Below are 22,060 nucleotides of genomic sequence, written 5' to 3'. Positions count from 1 at the left end.
AATTATATCTTAGGTAACAAAAAGTGCGATATGGATCACGTTATGCGGCGGAGCTGGCTGGAGATATGGCTTTTGGAAAGGGCGTTTTTTTAGTTAACTTATTGAAATTCTAATATGTTACATACTGGGTAATATCAGGTGTTAATCACTGGCTGGTTACTTATTTTTGGCACAAAAAGCTAAATTGTATTCATCTGGTAGTTCAGGTAGTGTGTGGGTTTATGCAGAAGGGCTGTGCCGGGCAAAAGGTGTTACATAACAAGGGAGACTGTGGGTTGGCTGGTTCAGAAACAAGGGAGGCTGGCTGCAGAGCACAGCCAGTAATGTGTCAAAAGTGTTGCTCAAACCAGCTTTCCAGAATAACAACAGCGGAAGCTGAGTCGACGCTGCCTTTATCCAGTGCTTTGAAACCACCTTGCTGAAATAAACCCGCACGGGCTTCAACTGTGCTCAGGCGTTCATCATGAAGTTCTACAGTAATGCCAAACCGGCCATGCAGGCGGTTAGCGAATTTCTTCGCCCTGGTTGTCAGGGGTTGCTCCGTGCCATCCATATTCAGCGGCAAACCAACAACTAAAAAATCAGGTTGCCACTCTTTGAGAATACGACCAATCTGATCCCAGTCTGGCACGCCATCTTTTGCTTTCAGCGCAGATAAAGGGCGGGCAGTTCCGGTAATTTTCTGCCCAATGGCAACACCAATACTACGGGTACCAAAGTCAAAAGCTAAAATTGTTCCTGTCGCCATTATGCGTGCCCTGCTTCATTAGGCAAATTGTGGATATCAATGCCAATCAGGCGCGCAGCTTCCCGCCAGCGCTCACCAATCAGGGTGTGGAACAGAATCTGATTATTAGCTGGCGCTGTAAGCCATGCATTATCCAGGATCTCTTGTTCCAGTTGGCCCTTATCCCAGGAAGAATAACCCAGCGCAACCAGAACATCTGGTGGTTGGTTTGGCGTGCCTAATGTTTCCAGAACATCTTTGGACGTTGTAATGATGGTGTTCTCAGCGATACGGATACTGGAGCTGAACATCTCTGGTGGAGTATGCAAAATAAAGCCCCGGTCTTCCGCGAGCGGCCCACCGACAAATACCGGTTTATCCAGGCGAATCGCCGGGTCACGTGGCTCTGGTGTAATCTTTAATTTCTCAAGCACGTCGGCAACTTTCAGGTTATCAAGAGGCTTATTAATAATAATCCCCATTGCGCCTTCATCGTTGTGCTCGCAGATATACACGACAGAACGCCTGAACAGCGGATCCTGTAACCCTGGCATGGCAATAAGAAAGTGATGCTGTAAATTCATTGTCAGAGGTCTGTTCCCGGTTGAGTCTTTGGCAGTTGGTAAGCCTGCCTGATAAGGAATGTGTTCTACCGGCATTCCCGAGAGGCTGGCGGGATCCTTCCCGCCATGGTCGCTATTTTGCCAGACGCTTCTCAATAGCGTCCATTAGCATTCCCGTAATTGATACCGGGAACTGTGCTTCAATTTCACGCACACAGGTTGGGCTGGTGACGTTAATTTCAGTGAGCTTATCACCGATAATATCGAGCCCAACAAATATCAGGCCTTTTTCTTTTAACGCCGGCGCAATACGGCGGGCAATGGCCCAGTCACTTTCAGTTAACGGGCGAGGCTCACCACGGCCGCCAGCTGCCAGGTTACCACGGGTTTCCCCATTTGGTGGGATGCGTGCCAGGCAGTAAGGCACCGGTTCACCGTCTACCACCAGTACGCGTTTATCACCATCTTTAATCTCTGGCAGGTAATTTTGTGCCATGCAATAGCGGTTGCCCAGTTCCGTCAGCGTTTCGGTAATAACGGATAAGTTAGGGTCGCCCGCTTTCACACGGAAAATCGATGTCCCGCCCATGCCGTCCAGTGGTTTCAGAATAATATCGCCGTGTTTTTCCCAAAACGCTTTTAGTTGTGCCTTATTACGGGTGACCAGTGTATCTGGCGTTAAATCGGCAAACCATGCGGTAAAAAGTTTCTCATTGCAGTCACGCAGACTCTGGGGTTTGTTAACAATCAATGTACCCTGTTCTTCAGCCCGTTCCAGAATATAGGTAGCATAGATAAACTCAGTATCAAACGGTGGGTCTTTACGCATTAAAATGACATCAAGGTCTGACAGCGGAATATCCTGTTCGCTGTCGAAGTTGTACCATTTCTCGTAGTTATACTCGACGCTGAGGGTACGCGTGCGTGCGCGGGCTTCACCATTCGTCAGGTATAAATCTGCCATTTCCATATAATGTAACTGGTAACCACGTTTTTGTGCTTCCAGTAGCATCGCAAAACTGGTGTCTTTTTTCAGGTTAATTGACGCGATGGGATCCATCACGATGCCGAGCTTGATCATTCTTGTCTCCTTTAGCCCAAATCACCAAAACGCACCTGCAGTGCGGTGATTGCAGTAAGGGCAGTGGTTTCTGTACGCAGCACACGCGGTCCTAACAGAATATCAGTAAACTGATAACGCGCAGTCATGGCAATCTCTTCTGCCGATAATCCCCCTTCAGGGCCAATAAGCAACCGCACCCGTTCAACTGGCAGTGGGAGCGTATTGATACTGGCGCTGGCGCGTGGGTGAAGGTTGAGCTTAAGGGCATCATCCTGTTCCTGGCACCAGGTTTCCAGGTTCATTACAGGGCGTATTTCAGGGATCTGGTTGCGCCCACACTGTTCACAGGCGCCAATCGCAATTTTTTGCCATTGCTGCAGTTTTTTATTCAGGCGTTCTGCATCCAGTTTCACTCCACAACGTTCTGAGAACAGGGGGGTAATAACATTGACGCCCAGCTCAATGGATTTCTGGATAGTAAATTCCATTTTTTCGCCACGAGACATCACCTGGCCCAGATGTAAAAACAGTGGGGACTCACGGTTATCTGTGTCACTACCCAGCAACCTGACCTGAACCTGTTTTTTATCTGCCTGAACGATTTCTGCAGAAAAAACCTGGTTGGAGCCATCAAATAACTCCAGCGCCTGCCCGGCAGACATGCGCAGAACACGGCCAACATGCCCTGCCGCGTCATCACTTAACGCAATAGTCTGGCCAACAACAAGTGGCGCAGGGTGATAAATGCGAGGAATACGCATCGTTTATATCATCCATAAAAAGGTGTGATGGTGGTTATAACAAATTCTTCGCTAAGAGCAGAGTGCAGAAGTTGCCGTCATTATTGTGCCTCCGCTAATGGAGGCACCGGCGCATCACAGAGTTAATTATTGCTGGGTAGTGTAGGTTAGCCTTTTCGCGCCATGCAAGCCCGCTGTACATAAGGGTTATGATTTCCCTGTATTTTGGCTATGCGTTCATCGCGGGTGCATTCCCACTGAGTTACCGGGTACGTTTTATCCCAGGCTTCAAATAGCTGAGTTTGTTGGCGTGAGAGCGGCAACTGGTACTGATCGCGCATATAAAAATATGTTCGGGCAATGGCCCCCCGGGCGCGAGCGGGCGGTTCTGCGCGCTTGCTGGAAAAATCGACTTTCATTGCACACTGACCATACTGGCTTTCACCGCCATTCCACTGGCTGTACATAAAGTTACCGCGATCGGCGTTGACTTCACCCACTGCTGGTTCCAGGTTGTGCATATCGCTTTCAATTTTGCGGTACCCCGGATCTTTGGCACAGTTTTTACGCCCACCTTCTTGCCAGCACTGGCGCAGGTGCCCGAACTGCCATGCGGGCATGACATGTTCCCACTCAATACGGTTGGCCCGAACTTGATTTTTTCTGACGTGGTAACCGCATGAATTCAGGTCCGGAATGCCTTTTTTCCCTTCCCAGGTGATTTTACAACCACAATAAAAACTGCCGGGAGCATCGGCATTCACCTTTACGCCAGCCGTCTTTGCTTGAGAAAAACTGTGAATACCTGTGGCTTGTGCGCCGGCACTTAACAAAAAGGCCAGCATGGAGATAGTGGTAGAAGATATTTTGCGGGACATATCGAAATTCTCTGTCAAAGTATGCCCGCACCCTAACTGATCATTTATCCAGTTTCAATCAGTTGGATTCTAAAGTTTCCAGTTAACTGGCTGTGGTTACAAGGGAGATGTGCCCGGTTTCAGTATTTCACCGCAATGAATACAGCGGTATTCCGCCTGCTTGCGTAATACCCGGTTATGGCGGCGTACCGTCAACTGATGTTGCTGGCAACGGCAATAATAAGGGAAGGTATTGGAACGCACGGCGCTGAGTTCGAATTGGTGAGTACGCTGAGCCGGAACGCCCAGCACAGTTTCCATCATCCATTTCCACTCTTTGCCATGGGGAGCAACCCGGCCAAAATGCTTCCAGACCAGCAAATGAGCCAGCTCGTGTGGCACAACCTGTTCGGTAAATGCTTGCTGGTTTTCCAACAATAATAATGGGTTAAGCCGGATTTCATAGGATTCTAACCAGGCGGTACCTGCCGATGTTCCGCGTTGTTGCCAGGAGACTTTGGGCTCAGGGTACTGTGTATTCAGGTAGTGATTGGCCCGTACCAGGTTAGTGCGCAGGCTGCGCATTATAGCTTGTTGTATTGCAATGGGGATGCGGCGTGTATTCATAAGCTGGCAGCATAGAGCCTGAAATTGCTGACTGCAAGTATGTGTCGGGGGGCACTGCCGCCCCCCGAATTTTGCCAAATACTTTATTGGGCGCCAATTTCACGCAACGGACGGCCTTTCATCAGGTTACGTTCGATGTGTTCAAGGGAAACATGTTTGGTTTCTGGTACCAGAATTAGCGTCAGAATGATGAAGAACACATTCAGCCCGGCATAAACCCAGAAGGTATTTGCATTCCCCAGACTATTGAGCATTGTCAGGAAGGTTGCGCCGACAATCATATTGGCAATCCAGTTGGTAGCCGTTGAGCAGGTTATGCCGAAATCACGCCCTTTCAGTGGCTGAATTTCAGAACACAGCACCCAGATCAACGGGCCGGCACTCATCGCAAAACCCACAATAAACATCAGTAGCATAGCCACAGCGAAGTATTGTGCATTGCTGGAGTGAATACCTACATGCAGCATAGTGCCGAGAATGCCCATACCAACTGCCATCACAAGAAACCCAAGGATCAGCGTTGGTTTACGCCCCCAACGGTCAACCAGGCCAATTGCAATAAAGGTTGCCAGTACGTTGGTGAGGCCGACGATAACCGTTCCCCACATTTGCTCTGTGGTGTTGGCAAAACCAGCTATTTCAAAAATTTTTGGCGCGTAATACATGATGACGTTCATCCCGGTGAATTGCTGCATTACTTGTAGCAGTACACCAAGGAACACAGCCCGACGGAAATTGCTGTTTTCACGGAACAGTGACCAGCCACTTTGTTTCACCTTCAGGCTGTCACGGATTTCTTCCAGCTCACGTTTGGCTTCTTCACTTGAGTCACGCAGGTACATCAGCACACGTTCAGCATCATGAAAGCGGCGTTTGGCTGCAAACCAGCGTGGGCTGTCTGGTAAAAAGAACACGCCAATTAACAGCAAGGCAGCCGGAATAGTGATAACGCCAAGCATCCAGCGCCATTCACCACTGTAGCTGAAGGCAGTATCTGATAAATAGGCCCCAAGAATGCCGATAGTTATCATTAATTGATACATGGAGATCATACTGCCGCGAATCTTTTCTGGCGCAATTTCAGAAAGGTACAGCGGTGCAGTGTAGGAAGCTATACCCACTGCCAGACCCAGTAACACGCGGGAAATAATCAGAATTTCGGCATTCGGTGCCAGAGCGGAGCACAGTGACCCGGCCACGAACAGTATCGCGCCAATCATCAGGCTGTATTTACGCCCCAGCCGGAAAGAGAGCCAACCGCTCCCTACCGCGCCAACTGCAGCGCCGAACATCATGGAACTCACCACCCATTCTTGTTGGTGTGATGTGATTTGAAACTCATGGGCAATAAAGGGAAGTGCTCCGGCAATAACACCGATATCCAGACCAAACAGCAATCCTGCCAGTGCGGCCAGAAAGCAGACAAAAAATGTCATTGCCTTGTTAGAAAGCCCCGTCTTTTTAGTGTCAGGCATGATGCCCTCCAGTTGGGTTACTAATTATTCAAATGTTAATGGTAGGTTGTGTTCAGGTAAGAAAGTGTGACCCTTATCACGATGATGTAATCGGTTACACTATTCATGTTTTATGATTGTAAAATTTTACGATTTAAATCATTGTGTTATTAACTATCTCATTTTCTTTGATGCTGGTTTATTAGACGAGTCTGATAGTTTATGTAACAAAAATATCAAATTTATGTTTTTTTAAGTGGATTCTGAAAAAGTATATTGCAATATGAAGTGTAATCGTTTCCATTGTCACACGTAGAGGCAAACAAATTGGCAGTAAACAACTGTTTGGGGCGGCACAGGATGATTTAGCGTTATGTAAAATGTGCTGGTTGCAGGCGTCAGAGAAGAGTGTGCGGTCTTACAAAGAGAAAAGTTAGCCAGTAAACAATTGCGAAGAGTCATAAAAAGGGCCAGTGAATACTGGCCCTGAGTTTGATGACGAACCTCATGTCTGCACAGAACGAGAGGATGTCATCCAATAAAAAACCAGGAAAATCAATTTATTGATTTTCGGCTGCTAACTTAAAAGAAGGAAAAACCACGCTTTTTCCTTCTTTTTCATCAATTTGAGGACCAGTGAATACTGGCCCTCAAAGATGCCTGAAGCTGATTATTACAGCCCGGCAGCCGCGCGCAGGTCGGCAGCTTTGTCGGTTTTTTCCCACGGGAAGTGGTCACGGCCAAAGTGACCATAAGCCGCTGTCTCACGGTAGATCGGATGTAACAGATCCAGCATTTTGATAAGGCCATATGGGCGCAGGTCAAAATGTTCGCGAACCAGTGCTGTCAGTAACTCTGGTGCCACTTTTTCGGTGCCAAAGGTTTCTACCATGATGGACGTTGGTTCTGCCACACCGATGGCATAGGACACCTGGATTTCACAGCGATCTGCCAGACCCGCAGCAACGATGTTTTTCGCTACATAACGAGCCGCATAAGCAGCAGAACGGTCCACCTTGGACGGGTCTTTACCGGAGAATGCCCCACCACCATGGCGAGCCATACCGCCGTAGGTATCAACGATAATTTTCCGCCCGGTCAGGCCGCAATCGCCCATTGGGCCACCAATAACAAAACGGCCAGTTGGGTTAATAAAGAACTTGGTGGAAGCACTCAGCCATTCTGCTGGCAGAACAGGCTTGATGATTTCTTCCATTACGGCTTCTTGCAGATCTTTCTGCGTAACTGATTCTGAATGCTGAGTAGACAACACAACTGCATCAATGCCGACAATTTTACCGTCATCATACTGGAAGGTTACCTGGCTTTTCGCATCAGGACGTAACCAGGGCAGTGTGCCATTTTTACGCACTTCAGACTGGCGCTGAACCAGGCGATGAGCATAAGTGATTGGTGCCGGCATCAGCACATCGGTTTCATTGGTGGCATAACCAAACATCAGGCCCTGGTCGCCAGCACCCTGTTCCAGCGGGTCTGCACGGTCAACACCCTGGTTGATATCCGGAGACTGTTTGCCGATGGCGCTCAGAACGGCGCAAGAGTTTGCGTCAAAGCCCATGTCGGAATGAATATAACCAATATCACGCACGGTATTACGGGTAATTTCTTCAATATCAACCCAGGCGCTGGTGGTGATTTCACCACCTACCAGAACCATGCCCGTTTTTACGTAAGTCTCACAGGCAACACGTGCTTTAGGATCCTGTTCCAGAATCGCGTCGAGAACGGCGTCTGAAATCTGGTCTGCGATTTTATCGGGATGCCCTTCGGATACTGACTCGGACGTAAAAAGGTGTTTTGCCATATTATCTTCACCCTGGAGTAAATCGATTATCAGGGACTGCTGATAACCCACATCCTTTATAAGGACTATGCTGACAAACGTCATTTGGGGTGGTAATCAACACCAGCAGTCTTAGTGTTAATCAGTATAGATGGATTAACTTCTGGACGGCTATTCTAGGTTATACCTTAAGCAGATTTCCAGTGGTTTTTTGATCGGGTTCACGATGCTGCTGTTTTGTTACAAAACAGCGGAGGAAAGCACAGGCCAGATAGCGCATTTTTGTTTTGCTTTTTGGTGGTGATGTGGGTATAAAACGGCGCGCGCGGCTTATATCGTCAGGTAATCGGTTTTGCACTGTGTTACTCACTTCCAGCCGGGTTGAGCAAATTCTCAGTAGCGTGGCTTTCGTCTTTGTGACCAGGCCGCGGGCTTTACTTATCGCATGCAGTTGTATGCGTGGAGGTGATAACAAGCAATGACAATGAACCGCCATTTTCAACAAATTCCGTTGTTACGTCGCTCCTCAGGTGTATATACGCACCTCTCCACCTGCTTCTCACTTTTGTTTTCCAGCCGATGTCATACCCATTTCGGCACGTCTCAGGATTCTCGAGCTGGTTTTCGCCACCTGAACTGAGCAAGGGCTCTTCTGGTTTTCCAGAAGGATTTTTCCAGGTTTCGCCGGACTGTCATGTGGCGTTCGGAATCGTGTCTTACAATGTTATGAAAATGAAACCGGTCACGCGGTTAGCGAAGCTTTATGTTCTGCTAACTCCGGGTGTTGCTTATGGGTTGTTATCTCAGGTATGCCCTGCGATAGTAGTCAACTGTTTTACTTTTTCGACAAAAATTGAGGTTCGCAATGTCTGACGACATTTCTTTTGTTCCGGGTTCGTCAGCAGGCGAACAGGGTGTACTCCGTTCCATGCAGGAGGTTGCAATGAACTCCCAGGAAGCCAGCAAAATGCTGCGTACATACAATATTGCCTGGTGGGGCAATAACTATTATGACGTCAACGAACTGGGGCACATTAGTGTTTGCCCGGATCCGGACGTACCGCAAGCTCGGGTTGATCTGGCAAAACTGGTGAAGGAGCGTGAAGCTCAGGGGCAGCGTCTTCCTGCTCTGTTTTGTTTCCCACAAATTCTCCAGCACCGCCTGCGTTCTATTAATGGGGCATTCAAACGCGCCCGTGAATCATACGGCTATAATGGTGACTATTTCCTGGTTTACCCTATCAAGGTCAACCAGCATCGCCGCGTGATTGAGTCACTGATTCACTCTGGTGAACCGCTGGGGCTGGAAGCAGGTTCCAAGGCCGAGTTGATGGCGGTACTGGCTCACGCCGGTATGACCCGCTCAGTGATTGTGTGTAATGGTTACAAAGACCGTGAATACATTCGCCTGGCGATGATCGGTGAAAAGATGGGCCACAAAGTCTATCTGGTCATCGAAAAAATGACGGAAATTAATATCGTTCTGGAAGAAGCTGCTCGCCTGAATGTTGTGCCACGCCTGGGGGTTCGTGCTCGCCTGGCTTCACAAGGGTCTGGCAAATGGCAGTCTTCCGGTGGCGAAAAATCGAAATTTGGCCTTGCAGCAACCCAGGTATTGCAACTGGTTGAAATGTTGCGTGAGGCTAACCGCCTTGACAGCCTGCAACTGCTGCACTTCCACCTGGGTTCGCAGATGGCGAACATCCGCGATATCGCAACTGGTGTTCGTGAGTCTGCGCGTTTCTATGTTGAACTGCATAAACTGGGTGTGAATATTCAGTGCTTTGATGTTGGTGGCGGCCTGGGCGTGGACTATGAAGGGACACGTTCTCAGTCTGACTGCTCGGTGAACTATGGCCTGAACGAATACGCCAATAACATTATTTGGGCCATTGGCGATGCTTGTGAAGAGCATGGTTTGCCACACCCGACGGTTATCACCGAATCTGGCCGCGCAGTGACTGCGCACCACACGGTTCTGGTTTCCAATATTATTGGGGTAGAGCGCAACGAGTTTTCCAACCCAACCCCCCCGGCTGAAGATGCCTCCCGTGCATTGCAAAGCATGTGGGAAACTTGGGAAGAAATGCATGAGCCTGGCAACCGCCGCTCCTTGCGTGAATGGCTGCACGACAGCCAGATGGATTTGCATGATATCCATGTTGGTTACTCATCTGGAACATTCAATCTTCAGGAACGCGCCTGGGCTGAACAACTCTATTTGAGTATGTGCCATGAGGTGCAAAAACAGTTGGATCCGCAAAACCGTGCTCACCGGCCAATTATTGATGAACTGCAGGAACGTATGGCGGATAAACTGTACGTCAACTTCTCGCTGTTCCAGTCCATGCCGGACGCCTGGGGGATAGACCAGTTGTTCCCGGTTTTGCCACTTGAAGGGCTGAACCATGCGCCAGAACGCCGTGCTGTGTTGCTGGATATCACCTGTGACTCAGATGGTGCTATAGACCATTATGTGGATGGCGACGGTATCGCGACGACCATGCCAATGCCGGAATATGATCCTGAAAACCCACCGTTACTCGGCTTCTTTATGGTGGGGGCATACCAGGAAATTTTGGGCAACATGCATAACCTGTTTGGTGATACTGAAGCCGTGGATGTGTTTGTCTTCCCTGATGGCACCGTGGAAGTAGAGCTGTCTGACGAGGGTGATACCGTTGCTGACATGCTGCAATATGTGCAACTGGACCCTAATACACTGCTGACACATTTCCGCGATCAGGTTAAGCAGACTGGCCTGGACTCTGTATTGCAACAGCAATTTATGGAAGAGTTTGAAGCTGGTCTTTACGGCTATACCTACCTCGAAGACGAATAACCCATTATTCGTTTGCTAAAAAACGGCTCGCGGGTTACCTGCGCGCCGTTTTTTTATTGCCTGTTTACCAGCAGAACAGTAAGCAAAAAGTCTTAAAATCCGCTTCCAGGGCGCATAAGTATAAATCCTCAGGCACAGCCTGTGCGATACTCAACTACAGAACCTGAGGGCTGTTTCGCAGATTTATCTGTGGACAAAAGGATGTTCCATGTACATGACAGGCTGCTTAGGTTAAATTGATGGACAACTTTTTGGAGCCCTAACGGCCAGAGATATGTGCCCACTTATTTTGGTGAATCAATAGCCTGAAATTAACACAACCTGAATACAGTTTACTGTAATGGGATGTTTTTGCTTTGGGTTATACGCCATTGGGGCGCAGGCTTGAAACCGTTATTAAGGCCTGGTCTTCAACTATCCGATCTGGAGTCAAAATGTCTTCTCGTAAAGAGCTTGCCAACGCCATTCGTGCGCTCAGCATGGACGCAGTACAAAAAGCCAAATCCGGTCACCCCGGTGCCCCTATGGGGATGGCTGACATTGCTGAGGTCCTGTGGCGTGATTACCTGAATCATAACCCGAAGAACCCGCACTGGGCTGACCGTGACCGCTTTGTCCTGTCTAACGGCCATGGCTCCATGCTGCTTTACAGCCTGCTGCACCTCTCCGGCTACGACCTGCCAATTGAAGAACTGAAAAACTTCCGCCAGCTGCACTCCAAAACCCCGGGCCACCCGGAAGTGGGTTACACCGCTGGTGTGGAAACCACCACTGGCCCGCTGGGGCAGGGGATTGCCAACGCAGTGGGTATGGCGATTGCTGAGAAAACCATGGCCGCGCAGTTTAACCGTCCGGGCCATGAAATCGTTGACCACCACACCTATGCCTTTATGGGCGATGGCTGCATGATGGAAGGGATTTCTCACGAAGTGTGCTCCCTGGCCGGTACCCTGAAACTGGGTAAACTGGTGGCGTTCTACGATGACAACGGCATTTCCATCGACGGTCATGTGGAAGGCTGGTTCACGGATGACACCGCCAAACGCTTTGAAGCTTACGGCTGGCATGTGGTACGCGGTGTTGACGGCCATGATGCTGACTCCATCAAACGCGCCATCGACGAAGCGCGCAGTGTCACAGACAAACCGTCCCTGCTGATGTGCAAAACCATCATCGGTTTCGGTTCGCCAAACAAGGCCGGTACCCATGATTCCCACGGCGCACCGCTGGGTGATGCCGAAGTGGCCGCCACCCGTGAACAGCTTGGCTGGAAATACGAACCTTTTGTTATCCCGCAGGATATCTATGGCCAGTGGGATGCCTCTGAAGCAGGTAAAGCAAAAGAATCCGCATGGGATGAAAAATTTGCAGCCTACAGCAAAGCTTTCCCGCAGGAAGCGGCTGAATTCACCCGCCGTATGAGCGGTGAAATGCCGGCAGACTTTGCCGCAAACTCCCAGGCCTTTATTGAAAAACTGCAGGCCAGCCCGGCTAAAATTGCCAGCCGTAAAGCGTCGCAGAATGCCATTGAAGCCTTTGGCCCGTGGTTACCGGAATTCCTCGGTGGTTCTGCTGACCTGGCTCCGAGCAACCTGACCATCTGGTCCGGCTCCAAATCCATTAACGAAGACACCGCCGGTAACTACATTCACTATGGTGTGCGTGAATTCGGGATGACGGCGATTGCCAACGGTATCGCGTTGCACGGTGGTTTCCTGCCGTACACCTCCACCTTCCTGATGTTTGTGGAATATGCCCGTAACGCAGTGCGTATGGCAGCGCTGATGAAACAGCGCCAGGTGATGGTGTATACCCACGACTCAATTGGTCTGGGCGAAGATGGCCCGACTCACCAGCCTGTGGAGCAACTGGCTTCCCTGCGTGTGACGCCGAACATGAGTACATGGCGCCCGTGCGACCAGGTGGAAAGTGCCATTGCCTGGAAAGCGGCCGTTGAACGCCATGACGGCCCGACCGCGTTGATTCTGTCCCGCCAGAACCTGGCCCAACAGGAGCGCAGTGCCCAACAACTCGCTGATGCAGCGCGTGGTGGCTATGTGCTGAAAGACTGTGAAGGCCAGCCGCAGGTGATTTTCATTGCCACCGGTTCTGAAGTGGAACTGGCGGTTGCCGCGTGGGAACAACTGTCTGGCGAAGGTGTGAAAGCGCGTGTGGTTTCCATGCCGTCAACCGACGTGTTTGAGAAACAGGATGCTGCTTACCGTGAAGCGGTGCTGCCAAAAGCGGTTGCTGCCCGTGTGGCAATTGAAGCAGGCATTGCTGACTACTGGTACAAATACACCGGCCTGAACGGTGCCATTGTGGGCATGACTACGTTCGGTGAATCTGCGCCAGCAGAGTTGCTGTTTAAAGAGTTCGGTTTCACTGTAGAAAACGTAGTGAAACAGGCGAAATCTTTACTGTAATCGTCCCACCAACGTCTGTTTATATAGCCGGGCAATTTGCCCGGCTTTTTTACGCCCATGATATCACCTCAGGCAGTAAATTATTCCATTATTCCTGGCGGTTATTCTTGCACGGATTATCTTCTGGCCAGTGAAAGAGCGAAAAGTGTGACGCAGGTCAGAAGAATGAGTGATAACACAGAGGGAATATTCCCTTTATTCCTTATTTCTAATATGCTGGCTGAAGCGTTTCAGTAGTTTGAAATGTTCGACATTTAACCAAACAGTCGTGATTTATGGCTGGCGAGGATTCCCCTGAGGCGGTGGCTGCATTACCCTGTTTGCCACAACATTGCACAGAATCCTGGCAGGAGAGATATGACCGTACGCATCGCGATAAATGGCTTTGGTCGCATTGGGCGGAACGTGGTTCGGGCGCTTTACGAATCCGGTCGCCGTGCGGAAATCACCGTTGTGGCAATCAACGAGCTGGCTGATGCCGCTGGTATGGCGCATTTGCTTAAATACGATACCAGCCATGGCCGTTTTGCCTGGGAAGTTCGCCATGACCGCGAACAACTCTTCATTGGTGATGACACTATTCGCATTTTGCATCAACGGGATATTGCCTCACTGCCCTGGCGGGCGCTGGATGTGGACATCGTGCTGGATTGCACTGGGGTCTATGGTAGCCGTGAAGATGGTCTGGCTCACATTGAGGCTGGAGCCAAAAAAGTGCTGTTTTCGCACCCCGGCGGTAATACGCTGGATGCCACCGTGGTTTACGGTGTCAATCATGACCAACTCCGCCCGACAGACCGCATTGTTTCCAACGCATCCTGCACGACTAACTGTATTATTCCCGTTATTAAGTTGCTTGATGAAGCCTGGGAAATTGAATCAGGGACGGTCACAACCATTCACTCTGCGATGCATGACCAGCAGGTGATCGATGCTTACCACCCGGACTTGCGCCGCACCCGGGCAGCCAGCCAGTCAATTATTCCGGTCGATACCCGGCTGGCTGCAGGCATCACCCGTATTTTTCCGAAATTTTGTGACCGCTTTGAAGCTATTGCTGTACGCGTTCCGGTCATTAACGTGACTGCGATTGATTTGAGCGTCACTGTGTCACATAAAGTTACTGCGCAAGAGGTTAACCTGTTGCTGCAAAAAGCGGCACAGGGGGCATTTCATGGTATAGTTGACTATACGGAATTACCGTTAGTCTCGACCGATTTTAACCACGATCCACATAGCGCTATTGTGGATGGCACCCAAACCCGGGTAAGTGGTGGGCACCTGATCAAAACATTGGTCTGGTGTGATAATGAGTGGGGCTTCGCCAACCGAATGCTGGATACCACGTTGGCGATGTCTGCAACACAGATATCAGGTAAGGCGTAATTTGCGCCTGCAAAACTTTTAGAATCAACGAGAGGATTCACCATGTCTGTAATTAAGATGTCCGATCTGGATCTGGCTGGTAAACGTGTTCTTATCCGTGCGGATCTGAACGTACCGGTTAAAGAAGGGAAAGTGACTTCTGATGCGCGTATCCGTGCATCTCTGCCGACCATTGAAATCGCCCTGAAACAAGGTGCGAAAGTGATGGTGACTTCCCATCTGGGTCGTCCGACTGAAGGCGAGTACAATGAAGAATTCTCTCTGCTGCCAGTTGTGAATTACCTGAAAGACAAACTCTCTGCGCCAGTTCGTTTAGCAAAAGACTACCTGGATGGCGTTGAAGTGGCTGCTGGTGAACTGGTTGTTCTGGAAAACGTTCGTTTTAACAAAGGCGAGAAGAAAGACGACGAAGCGCTGTCCAAAAAATACGCGGCACTGTGTGATGTTTTCGTAATGGACGCTTTCGGTACCGCTCACCGTGCCCAGGCATCAACTCACGGTGTTGGCAAGTTTGCTGAAATCGCTTGTGCAGGCCCGCTGCTGGCAGCTGAACTGGACGCGCTGGGTAAAGCACTGAAAGAGCCGGCTCGCCCGATGGTTGCTATCGTTGGTGGTTCTAAAGTTTCCACTAAACTGACTGTTCTTGACTCCCTGTCTAAAATCGCTGACCAGTTGATCGTTGGTGGCGGTATCGCTAACACCTTCGTTGCTGCTCAAGGCAATAAAGTTGGAAAATCACTGTATGAGCCAGACCTGGTTGAAGAAGCAAAACGCCTGCTGACTATCTGCGACATCCCGGTTCCGACCGATGTTCGCGTAGCAACCGAGTTCTCTGAAACGGCTCCGGCTACACTGAAGTCTGTAACTGAAGTGAAAGACGAAGAGCAAATCCTGGATATGGGTGATGTTTCCGCTGAGAAACTGGCTGAAATCCTGAAAAACGCTAAAACTATTCTGTGGAATGGCCCGGTTGGCGTGTTCGAGTTCCCGAACTTCCGTAAAGGCACCGAAATTGTTGCTAAAGCCATTGCTGAAAGTGATGCGTTCTCTATCGCTGGCGGCGGCGACACTCTGGCGGCAATTGATCTGTTCGGTATCTCAGACAAAATCTCTTACATCTCCACCGGTGGTGGCGCTTTCCTTGAATTCGTAGAAGGTAAAGTTCTGCCAGCTGTTGCTATGCTCGAAGAGCGTGCTAAGAAGTAATGCATTCGGGCAGGGGTTCCTGCCCGTCGTTTTCTGTGTGTCTGGTTAACCAGGTACGCACCCCTTTTCCAAGGCCGAAGATACAGGACAACGTAATATGTCTAAAATTTTTGATTTCGTGAAACCTGGCGTTATCACTGGTGATGATGTTCAGAAAGTTTTCCAGGTAGCAAAAGAAAATAACTTTGCTTTACCGGCAGTTAACTGCGTCGGTACTGATTCTATTAACGCTGTTCTGGAAACGGCTGCCAAAGTTAAAGCACCGGTAATCGTGCAGTTCTCTAACGGCGGTGCGGCATTTATCGCTGGTAAAGGCTACAAAGGCGAAGGCCAGCAGGCTGCTATTCTGGGTGCTATCTCTGGTGCGCTTCACGTTCATCATATGGCCGAACATTATGGTGTTCCGGTTATTCTGCACACTGACCACTGCGCCAAAAAACTGCTGCCGTGGATTGATGGCCTGCTGGATGCTGGTGAAAAACATTTTGCAGCTACCGGTAAACCGCTGTTCTCTTCTCACATGATCGACCTGTCTGAAGAGTCTCTGGAAGAAAACATCGAGCTCTGCTCTAAATACCTGGCGCGTATGTCCAAAATGGACATGACTCTGGAAATCGAACTGGGTTGTACTGGTGGTGAAGAAGATGGTGTGGATAACAGCCACATGGACGCTTCCGCACTGTACACTCAGCCAGAAGACGTTGATTATGCATACACCAAACTGAATGCAATCAGCCCGCGTTTCACCATCGCTGCTTCCTTCGGTAACGTACACGGTGTTTACAAACCAGGTAACGTTAAGCTGACCCCGACTATTCTGCGCGATTCCCAGGAATATGTGTGCAAGAAACACAACCTGCCGCACAACAGCCTGAACTTCGTATTCCACGGCGGTTCTGGTTCAACTGCCCAGGAAATCAAAGACTCCGTAAGCTACGGTGTTATTAAAATGAACATCGATACCGACACCCAATGGGCAACCTGGGAAGGTATTCTGAACTACTACAAAGAAAACGAAGCTTATCTGCAAGGCCAGTTGGGTAACCCGAAAGGCGAAGACCAGCCGAACAAAAAATACTATGACCCGCGTGTCTGGCTGCGTGCCGGCCAGCAGTCAATGGTAGCTCGTCTGGAGCAGGCGTTCACTGAACTGAACGCGATTGACGTTCTGTAATTAGTTCGCTGCTGTTTCAACTAAAAACCCGCCTCTGAGGCGGGTTTTTTTACGCCTTTTTCTGGGTTTAAAGCATAAAAATGTGAGCTGTCTGGCATAAGGCAGGCTTTTTGTTTACCCTTTAGAAACATCTTTGAGGTGTAAATTTGCTTTTGACTAACGGAGACAAGGAACCCAGATGGAAGACATACATGTTGTGGACAGCATAAATGATGCAGGCACCTGGTTGATGCGCAATCAGGCTTTGCTGGTTGATTACGCCGTTAATATTGTCTCGGCCGTAGTCATTATTATTATTGGCTTTGTGGTAGCCCGGTTAATTTCGAATGCGCTCAACCGTGTTATGCAGGCCCGTAAAATTGATGCCACCGTGGCAGATTTTCTGTCTGCGCTGGTTCGCTATGGCATTATCGCGTTTACTCTGATTGCTGCATTAGGCAGGATTGGGGTGCAGACCGCATCTGTGATTGCCGTATTAGGTGCTGCCGGTTTAGCTGTTGGCCTCGCGTTGCAGGGGTCGTTGTCTAACCTTGCTGCCGGTGTGTTGCTGGTGACATTCCGCCCGTTCCGTAGTGGTGAATATGTGGATCTGGGTGGTGCCGCAGGTACTGTACTGAATGTCCAGATCTTCTCTACTACACTGCGCAGCGTGGATGGCAAAATTGTTGTTGTGCCGAATGGTAAAATTATTGCCGGGAATATTATTAACTTCTCACGTGAGCCTGCGCGGCGTAATGAGTTTATTATTGGCGTGTCCTATGATGCGGATATTGACCAGGTGAAAAAGATCATTTCCGATATTCTGATGGCGGATGATCGCATCATAAAAGAGAAAGGTATTACCGTGCGCCTCAATGAGTTAGGGGCTTCTTCTCTGAATTTTGTCGTGCGGGCCTGGAGTAACAGCGGAGACCTTATTGAAGTGTACTGGGATACACTGGAAAAAATTAAGAAGGCTCTGGATGCTAATGATATTGGCATTCCTTACCCGCAAATGGACGTGCATATGATTCGCGAGCAAGAAAAATAACCTTTTGCTCTCAGGCCATTGTGATGCCTGGGGAAGATGGTTTTTTCTGCATAGTTTCACACACTAATGGCCAGCTTACCCTGGCCATTATTATGTCTGCTATTATTAGATATTCTTATTAATAATTAAAAATATCAATTTCCCCTAATAAAACAAACTACGTAGACTGCGCGCCATTCCCAAAATAAAAGGATGAACTATGTTTAGCTGGTATCTGCAAGGGCTGGCGTTGGGCGCAGCAATGATTTTACCCCTTGGGCCACAGAATGCGTTTGTAATGAATCAGGGGATTCGTCGTCAGTATCACCTGATGATTGCGGCGCTGTGTTCCTTAAGTGATTTAGTGCTGATTTGCGCCGGGATCTTTGGTGGCAGCGCACTGTTGATGCAGTCGCCCTGGCTTCTGGCACTGGTAACCTGGGGGGGCGTGGCGTTTTTGTTGTGGTATGGATGGGGCGCATTCAAAACAGTATTCAGCCGCGATATTACGCTGGATGAAGCACAAATAGCGGGCCAGGGGCGCTGGCGTATTATTACGACGATGCTGGCGGTGACATGGCTCAACCCCCATGTGTATCTGGACACTTTCGTGGTGTTAGGTAGCCTGGGTGGGCAGCTGGCCACCGAGCCGAAACGGTGGTTTGCGTTGGGGACTGTCAGCGCCTCGTTTTTGTGGTTTTTCGGCCTTGCGCTGCTCGCGGCCTGGTTTGCACCACGCCTGCGTACTCAACATGCGCAACGGGTTATCAATTTTGTGGTCGGCAGCGTGATGTGGTTTATTGCGTTAAGACTTGCACAGGAAGGTGTTCACCATCTTCAGGGGTTGTTTTGATAACCGGCTGGCGTAATTATCCTATGGACATCTGGTGATTAATCGTTACTCTTGCTCGCAGGATGTAACGAGAAGTACTTCCTGTCAGGTTAAAAATTGCATGGAGGATAAGAAATGAAGTTTAACGTGTTGTTACTGGCAAGTGTTTTAGGATTGGCCTCTTTTTCTGGTGTCGCTAATGAGTTACCAAACGGCCCTCATATTGTCACATCAGGGAGTGCCAGTGTAGACGCAGTGCCAGATATCGCGACGTTATCTATCGAGGTGAGTGTTACGGCGAAGGATGCAGCCAGCGCGAAACAACAGGCTGATGAGCGTGTTGCGCGTTACTTTTCTTTCCTGCAGGAAAAGGGTGTCGATAAAAAAGATATTGATGCGGCAAACTTACGTACTCAGCCAGAATACGAATATCTGAAAGAAGGCAAGCGCGAACTTAAAGGCTACCGTGCTGTGCGCAACGTGGTTGTTACGGTGCGCAAACTTGATGGTCTCAGCGGGTTGCTTGATGGCGCACTCAAAGCCGGGTTAAATGAAATTCGCTCCGTTTCTCTGGGCGTCTCCAGCCCGGATGCCTATAAAGAACAGGCACGTAAGGCAGCAATCAGCGACGCTATCGCACAGGCAAATTCGCTTGCGCAAGGCTTCCACGCCAAACTGGGCCCGGTATACAGTGTGCGTTATCACGTTGCCAATTATCAGCCATCACCTATGGTGCGTATGATGAAAGCAGACGCTGCTCCTGTTTCAGCCGAAGATACCTACGACCAGCAAACGATTCAGTTTAGTGATCAGGTTGATGTGGTATTCGAAATGAGCCCACAGGCTGCTTCTGCTCAGTGACAGCTGTTCACGGCGGGCACAAGTAAAAAAGGCTTCCACCAGGAAGCCTTTTTCATGAATACGAGTTGGATTAGTACCAAACAGGCTGCCGGCGAGGGAATAAATTTGCCGCGCCAGTGATAACCAGCGCAATAATCGCCGCAGCAACAACATAACCATACACTGAGAAATCACTCAGCGGAACATGGCTTAACCTGTTCGTATTGAGTGGTTCGAAAAAGGTACTCTTCACTTGCAGCAGGGCCATCAGTACCAGCAGGTTACTGGCCGCCAGCCCTAATGTACAAACCAGCGCCTTCAGTAATGACGACATAGCAAAGACGCGCTGCAGAATCACCGTACCGAGAGTCCCGGAAATAGCGAAAACAAGGGTATGCCACATTTGGCATTCTGCCGTCGCTGCCACGCTGGAAATAAACAGTGTCTGGCCGTGAAAGTACATCACCGCGGCCGGAAGATAGAGGCTGTAACCCAATAACCCAAACAGCCCGAGAGAAAAAATCGTGATAAATAACGTTTTCATGCCAGTCTGCAATACCCGCCTGTGCGAATTAACCGCCGCATTGTCTAACATTCCCACGCCGACGGATAATAACCAGTTTTATCTATTTGTTATTAAATCTTACAGAGAACGCTCATTTGGGTTCGGAAAATAAACAGGCAAAAAAGACCGCTATTCCTGGCGTAATACTTTGTGCCCAAACGCCAGCAGTGCATCTGTCACTTTGCGCATCATACGGCTTTCAGGTGCAAATCTGTGCCAGTAAAGCATACGGCGCTGAAACAGCCCTGGCGTTAAATCAATAAGCTCACCACTGTTTAACTCTTTTTCAATTTGCAGGTGTGGAATCATACAGCAGGTTGTTCCCTGGCGTGCAAGCTGAACAAATGCTTCTGATGAGTTCACGATATGGCAGGGCACGCTGCCAGGGGAAAGATCGAAATTCTGCTGCAAAAACGCCTGATGCATATCGTCAAGGTGGTCGAATGCCACGGCAGGAGCCTTAAGCAAAGACGTACGGTTGACGCCATTGGGAAAATAGCGGTCTGCAAAAGCTTTGGAACCAACAAACAGGTAGTCCAGTGCCCCGAGCTTGTCGACCAGGCAACTGGGCAGCGCCTGAGCCTGTATACTCACGGCTCCAACCACTTCACCACGGCGTAAACGTTCCTGAGTGCGGGTTTCGTCTTCCACTTGCAGGTTCAGGCGAATCGGTGAATCAGCCAGTACCGGCGCAAGTGCCGGGAGCAGCCAGGTTGCCAGACTGTCGGCGTTCACCGCCAGTGACAAGAGCAGTGGCGTTGACCCAGTTTGTTCATCGCCCAGCCACTCTTCCTCAAGTAATTCAACCTGGCGCAGCAAAGCCAAAAGTTTCTGCCCTTGTTCAGTAGGGCGAGGTGGTACTGTTCTTACCAGCAGGGGCTGACCGAACAAATTTTCCAACTGTTTGATTCGTTGAGACACCGCAGACTGGGTGATACAAAGCTTCTGTGCTGCACGTTCAAACCCGCGTTCGCGGATAACTGCGTCCAGCGCCTGTAGTGTTTTGTAGTCCGGGCGTTTCATTATTTCGGTATGCTCCTGTTTTTTTGGCTTCTGGCACTATGACATAAAACCAGACATGATCCAGTGAAAATCCTTACGTATGGCACGCTGGTTGCCTTTAGTACGGCGTATTTTGGCCTTAAACACGGTATTTTTATTGGCACTGTTCTATAATGCGTCCCCGGTTTTTTCATCTTTTCTATCACAGGCAAAAACACCATGACGCAGGATGAACTGAAAAAAGCAGTGGGATGGGCGGCTTTACAGTATGTGCAACCCGGAACTATCGTTGGTGTCGGCACAGGGTCTACCGCCGCACATTTTATTGATGCACTGGGCACCGTTAAGCACCAAATCGAAGGCGCGGTATCCAGTTCCGACGCTTCTACTGCCAAACTCAAAGCGCTGGGCATTCCCGTGTTTGACCTTAACAATGTTGATGCGCTTGGTATTTATGTTGATGGCGCAGATGAGATTAACGGGCAGATGCAAATGATTAAAGGTGGTGGTGCTGCCTTAACCCGGGAAAAAATCATTGCTTCTGTAGCAGATAAATTTATCTGTATTGCTGATGCTTCCAAACAGGTTGATATTTTGGGTAATTTCCCACTGCCAGTTGAGGTTATCCCTATGGCCCGCAGTTGCGTCGCGCGCAGCCTGGTCAAGTTAGGTGGGCGCCCGGAGTATCGCCAGGGTGTTCTGACCGATAACGGTAACGTGATTCTGGATGTCTACGGTTTATCCATCATTGATCCGGTTGCCACTGAAAACGCCATTAATGCAATTCCCGGCGTGGTGACCGTTGGGTTGTTCGCCAACCGTGGCGCAGATATAGCGCTTATTGGAACGGCTGATGGCGTTAAAACTATTGTGAAATGATCTGGCTGGGGGGCTTGCCTGCCCTCCAGAAACTGTCGTTCTGAAAAATTTTAAGAAATTTTAA

21 protein-coding genes are annotated in these 22,060 nt (G+C 49.6%); 11 read left to right on the top strand and 10 right to left on the bottom strand.

What is annotated here, in order from left to right; translation table 11 throughout:
- Positions 1 to 328 precede the first annotated feature (328 nt).
- The 8 genes from ruvX to metK form a co-directional block, all read right to left on the bottom strand.
- Positions 329 to 748 carry a Holliday junction resolvase RuvX gene (ruvX, locus tag DES37_RS02030; RefSeq protein WP_110024649.1) on the bottom strand — a complete coding sequence of 140 codons (420 nt, stop codon included), beginning with the start codon at positions 746 to 748 and terminating at the stop codon, positions 329 to 331.
- Complete coding sequence (locus DES37_RS02025; protein ID WP_036102913.1) at positions 748 to 1,311, bottom strand: YqgE/AlgH family protein; 564 nt, start codon at positions 1,309 to 1,311, stop codon at positions 748 to 750. Before DES37_RS02025 ends, ruvX begins: the two co-directional genes overlap by 1 nt.
- Positions 1,312 to 1,423: 112 nt before the next feature.
- Positions 1,424 to 2,371 (bottom strand): glutathione synthase, encoded by a 948-nt coding sequence (gene gshB / locus DES37_RS02020; protein ID WP_110024648.1) that lies wholly within the window; start codon positions 2,369 to 2,371, stop codon positions 1,424 to 1,426.
- 11 nt (positions 2,372 to 2,382) lie between these two features.
- A complete protein-coding gene (gene rsmE, locus DES37_RS02015; protein ID WP_110024647.1) occupies positions 2,383 to 3,114 on the bottom strand; it encodes a 16S rRNA (uracil(1498)-N(3))-methyltransferase in 732 nt (243 codons plus the stop codon).
- 146 nt (positions 3,115 to 3,260) lie between these two features.
- Positions 3,261 to 3,971 (bottom strand): deoxyribonuclease I, encoded by a 711-nt coding sequence (gene endA / locus DES37_RS02010; protein WP_110024646.1) that lies wholly within the window; start codon positions 3,969 to 3,971, stop codon positions 3,261 to 3,263.
- 96 nt (positions 3,972 to 4,067) lie between these two features.
- A complete protein-coding gene (locus DES37_RS02005) occupies positions 4,068 to 4,577 on the bottom strand; it encodes a SprT family zinc-dependent metalloprotease (RefSeq protein ID WP_110024645.1) in 510 nt (169 codons plus the stop codon).
- An 83-nt stretch (positions 4,578 to 4,660) separates the two neighbouring features.
- Positions 4,661 to 6,052, bottom strand: a complete 1,392-nt coding sequence (locus DES37_RS02000) for a sugar porter family MFS transporter (protein WP_110024644.1) — start codon at positions 6,050 to 6,052, stop codon at positions 4,661 to 4,663.
- 652 nt (positions 6,053 to 6,704) lie between these two features.
- The gene (metK, locus tag DES37_RS01995; RefSeq protein WP_036102912.1) at positions 6,705 to 7,856 is read right to left on the bottom strand and encodes a methionine adenosyltransferase; all 1,152 of its coding nucleotides are present in this window, start codon (positions 7,854 to 7,856) and stop codon (positions 6,705 to 6,707) included.
- A 457-nt stretch (positions 7,857 to 8,313) separates the two neighbouring features.
- Here metK and DES37_RS26140 point away from each other — a divergent pair, with 457 nt between their 5' ends.
- The 10 genes from DES37_RS26140 (at position 8,314) to DES37_RS01945 (ending at position 19,571) form a co-directional block, all read left to right on the top strand.
- Positions 8,314 to 8,475, top strand: coding sequence for a hypothetical protein (locus tag DES37_RS26140; protein ID WP_425451674.1), 162 nt, complete (start codon positions 8,314 to 8,316; stop codon positions 8,473 to 8,475).
- Positions 8,415 to 8,708, top strand: coding sequence for an acid stress response protein YqgB (gene yqgB / locus DES37_RS26135; RefSeq protein ID WP_369792545.1), 294 nt, complete (start codon positions 8,415 to 8,417; stop codon positions 8,706 to 8,708). Before DES37_RS26140 ends, yqgB begins: the two co-directional genes overlap by 61 nt.
- Complete coding sequence (gene speA, locus DES37_RS01980) at positions 8,701 to 10,677, top strand: biosynthetic arginine decarboxylase (protein WP_036102843.1); 1,977 nt, start codon at positions 8,701 to 8,703, stop codon at positions 10,675 to 10,677. The genes yqgB and speA overlap by 8 nt, the downstream gene beginning before the upstream one ends.
- Before the next feature lie 434 nt (positions 10,678 to 11,111).
- Positions 11,112 to 13,103 carry a transketolase gene (gene tkt / locus DES37_RS01975; RefSeq protein WP_110024643.1) on the top strand — a complete coding sequence of 664 codons (1,992 nt, stop codon included), beginning with the start codon at positions 11,112 to 11,114 and terminating at the stop codon, positions 13,101 to 13,103.
- A 357-nt stretch (positions 13,104 to 13,460) separates the two neighbouring features.
- Positions 13,461 to 14,489 carry an erythrose-4-phosphate dehydrogenase gene (epd, locus tag DES37_RS01970; RefSeq protein WP_036102839.1) on the top strand — a complete coding sequence of 343 codons (1,029 nt, stop codon included), beginning with the start codon at positions 13,461 to 13,463 and terminating at the stop codon, positions 14,487 to 14,489.
- Between the two features lie 42 nt (positions 14,490 to 14,531).
- On the top strand, positions 14,532 to 15,695 hold the full coding sequence (gene pgk, locus DES37_RS01965) for a phosphoglycerate kinase (protein ID WP_036102837.1): 1,164 nt from the start codon (positions 14,532 to 14,534) through the stop codon (positions 15,693 to 15,695).
- A gap of 97 nt (positions 15,696 to 15,792) precedes the next feature.
- On the top strand, positions 15,793 to 16,869 hold the full coding sequence (gene fbaA, locus DES37_RS01960) for a class II fructose-bisphosphate aldolase (RefSeq protein ID WP_036102835.1): 1,077 nt from the start codon (positions 15,793 to 15,795) through the stop codon (positions 16,867 to 16,869).
- Positions 16,870 to 17,047: 178 nt separating this feature from the next.
- Positions 17,048 to 17,899, top strand: coding sequence for a small-conductance mechanosensitive channel MscS (mscS, locus tag DES37_RS01955; RefSeq protein WP_036102833.1), 852 nt, complete (start codon positions 17,048 to 17,050; stop codon positions 17,897 to 17,899).
- A gap of 199 nt (positions 17,900 to 18,098) precedes the next feature.
- Positions 18,099 to 18,731 carry an arginine exporter ArgO gene (gene argO, locus DES37_RS01950; protein ID WP_036102831.1) on the top strand — a complete coding sequence of 211 codons (633 nt, stop codon included), beginning with the start codon at positions 18,099 to 18,101 and terminating at the stop codon, positions 18,729 to 18,731.
- A 114-nt stretch (positions 18,732 to 18,845) separates the two neighbouring features.
- The gene (locus tag DES37_RS01945) at positions 18,846 to 19,571 is read left to right on the top strand and encodes an oxidative stress defense protein (RefSeq protein WP_036102829.1); all 726 of its coding nucleotides are present in this window, start codon (positions 18,846 to 18,848) and stop codon (positions 19,569 to 19,571) included.
- A gap of 70 nt (positions 19,572 to 19,641) precedes the next feature.
- Here DES37_RS01945 and DES37_RS01940 read toward each other — a convergent pair whose 3' ends face one another.
- Positions 19,642 to 20,094, bottom strand: a complete 453-nt coding sequence (locus DES37_RS01940) for a hypothetical protein (RefSeq protein WP_036102826.1) — start codon at positions 20,092 to 20,094, stop codon at positions 19,642 to 19,644.
- Positions 20,095 to 20,244: 150 nt separating this feature from the next.
- On the bottom strand, positions 20,245 to 21,138 hold the full coding sequence (argP, locus tag DES37_RS01935; RefSeq protein ID WP_036102824.1) for a DNA-binding transcriptional regulator ArgP: 894 nt from the start codon (positions 21,136 to 21,138) through the stop codon (positions 20,245 to 20,247).
- Positions 21,139 to 21,336: 198 nt separating this feature from the next.
- On the opposite strand from argP, the gene rpiA reads away from it, so the two are divergent.
- A complete protein-coding gene (gene rpiA, locus DES37_RS01930; RefSeq protein WP_064601209.1) occupies positions 21,337 to 21,996 on the top strand; it encodes a ribose-5-phosphate isomerase RpiA in 660 nt (219 codons plus the stop codon).
- Positions 21,997 to 22,060 lie beyond the last annotated feature (64 nt).

Origin of the sequence: Mangrovibacter plantisponsor (assembly GCF_003182475.1) — a bacterium.
In the GTDB taxonomy this organism is placed as follows: domain Bacteria; phylum Pseudomonadota; class Gammaproteobacteria; order Enterobacterales; family Enterobacteriaceae; genus Mangrovibacter; species Mangrovibacter plantisponsor.
This window is presented reverse-complemented; position numbering and strand designations above follow the sequence as displayed.

Excerpts from the sequence above, each read along its gene's own strand:
- DES37_RS01945 (WP_036102829.1), top strand. The coding sequence starts at position 18,846 with ATGAAGTTTAACGTGTTGTTACTGGCAAGTGTTTTAGGATTGGCCTCT.
- speA (WP_036102843.1), top strand. The coding sequence starts at position 8,701 with ATGTCTGACGACATTTCTTTTGTTCCGGGTTCGTCAGCAGGCGAACAG.
- tkt (WP_110024643.1), top strand. The coding sequence starts at position 11,112 with ATGTCTTCTCGTAAAGAGCTTGCCAACGCCATTCGTGCGCTCAGCATG.
- yqgB (WP_369792545.1), top strand. The coding sequence starts at position 8,415 with ATGTCATACCCATTTCGGCACGTCTCAGGATTCTCGAGCTGGTTTTCG.
- ruvX (WP_110024649.1), bottom strand. The coding sequence starts at position 748 with ATGGCGACAGGAACAATTTTAGCTTTTGACTTTGGTACCCGTAGTATT.
- DES37_RS02000 (WP_110024644.1), bottom strand. The coding sequence starts at position 6,052 with ATGCCTGACACTAAAAAGACGGGGCTTTCTAACAAGGCAATGACATTT.
- gshB (WP_110024648.1), bottom strand. The coding sequence starts at position 2,371 with ATGATCAAGCTCGGCATCGTGATGGATCCCATCGCGTCAATTAACCTG.
- DES37_RS26140 (WP_425451674.1), top strand. The coding sequence starts at position 8,314 with ATGACAATGAACCGCCATTTTCAACAAATTCCGTTGTTACGTCGCTCC.
- fbaA (WP_036102835.1), top strand. The coding sequence starts at position 15,793 with ATGTCTAAAATTTTTGATTTCGTGAAACCTGGCGTTATCACTGGTGAT.
- rsmE (WP_110024647.1), bottom strand. The coding sequence starts at position 3,114 with ATGCGTATTCCTCGCATTTATCACCCTGCGCCACTTGTTGTTGGCCAG.
- DES37_RS02025 (WP_036102913.1), bottom strand. The coding sequence starts at position 1,311 with ATGAATTTACAGCATCACTTTCTTATTGCCATGCCAGGGTTACAGGAT.
- DES37_RS01940 (WP_036102826.1), bottom strand. The coding sequence starts at position 20,094 with ATGAAAACGTTATTTATCACGATTTTTTCTCTCGGGCTGTTTGGGTTA.
- epd (WP_036102839.1), top strand. The coding sequence starts at position 13,461 with ATGACCGTACGCATCGCGATAAATGGCTTTGGTCGCATTGGGCGGAAC.
- metK (WP_036102912.1), bottom strand. The coding sequence starts at position 7,856 with ATGGCAAAACACCTTTTTACGTCCGAGTCAGTATCCGAAGGGCATCCC.
- argP (WP_036102824.1), bottom strand. The coding sequence starts at position 21,138 with ATGAAACGCCCGGACTACAAAACACTACAGGCGCTGGACGCAGTTATC.
- rpiA (WP_064601209.1), top strand. The coding sequence starts at position 21,337 with ATGACGCAGGATGAACTGAAAAAAGCAGTGGGATGGGCGGCTTTACAG.
- DES37_RS02005 (WP_110024645.1), bottom strand. The coding sequence starts at position 4,577 with ATGAATACACGCCGCATCCCCATTGCAATACAACAAGCTATAATGCGC.
- argO (WP_036102831.1), top strand. The coding sequence starts at position 18,099 with ATGTTTAGCTGGTATCTGCAAGGGCTGGCGTTGGGCGCAGCAATGATT.
- mscS (WP_036102833.1), top strand. The coding sequence starts at position 17,048 with ATGGAAGACATACATGTTGTGGACAGCATAAATGATGCAGGCACCTGG.
- endA (WP_110024646.1), bottom strand. The coding sequence starts at position 3,971 with ATGTCCCGCAAAATATCTTCTACCACTATCTCCATGCTGGCCTTTTTG.
- pgk (WP_036102837.1), top strand. The coding sequence starts at position 14,532 with ATGTCTGTAATTAAGATGTCCGATCTGGATCTGGCTGGTAAACGTGTT.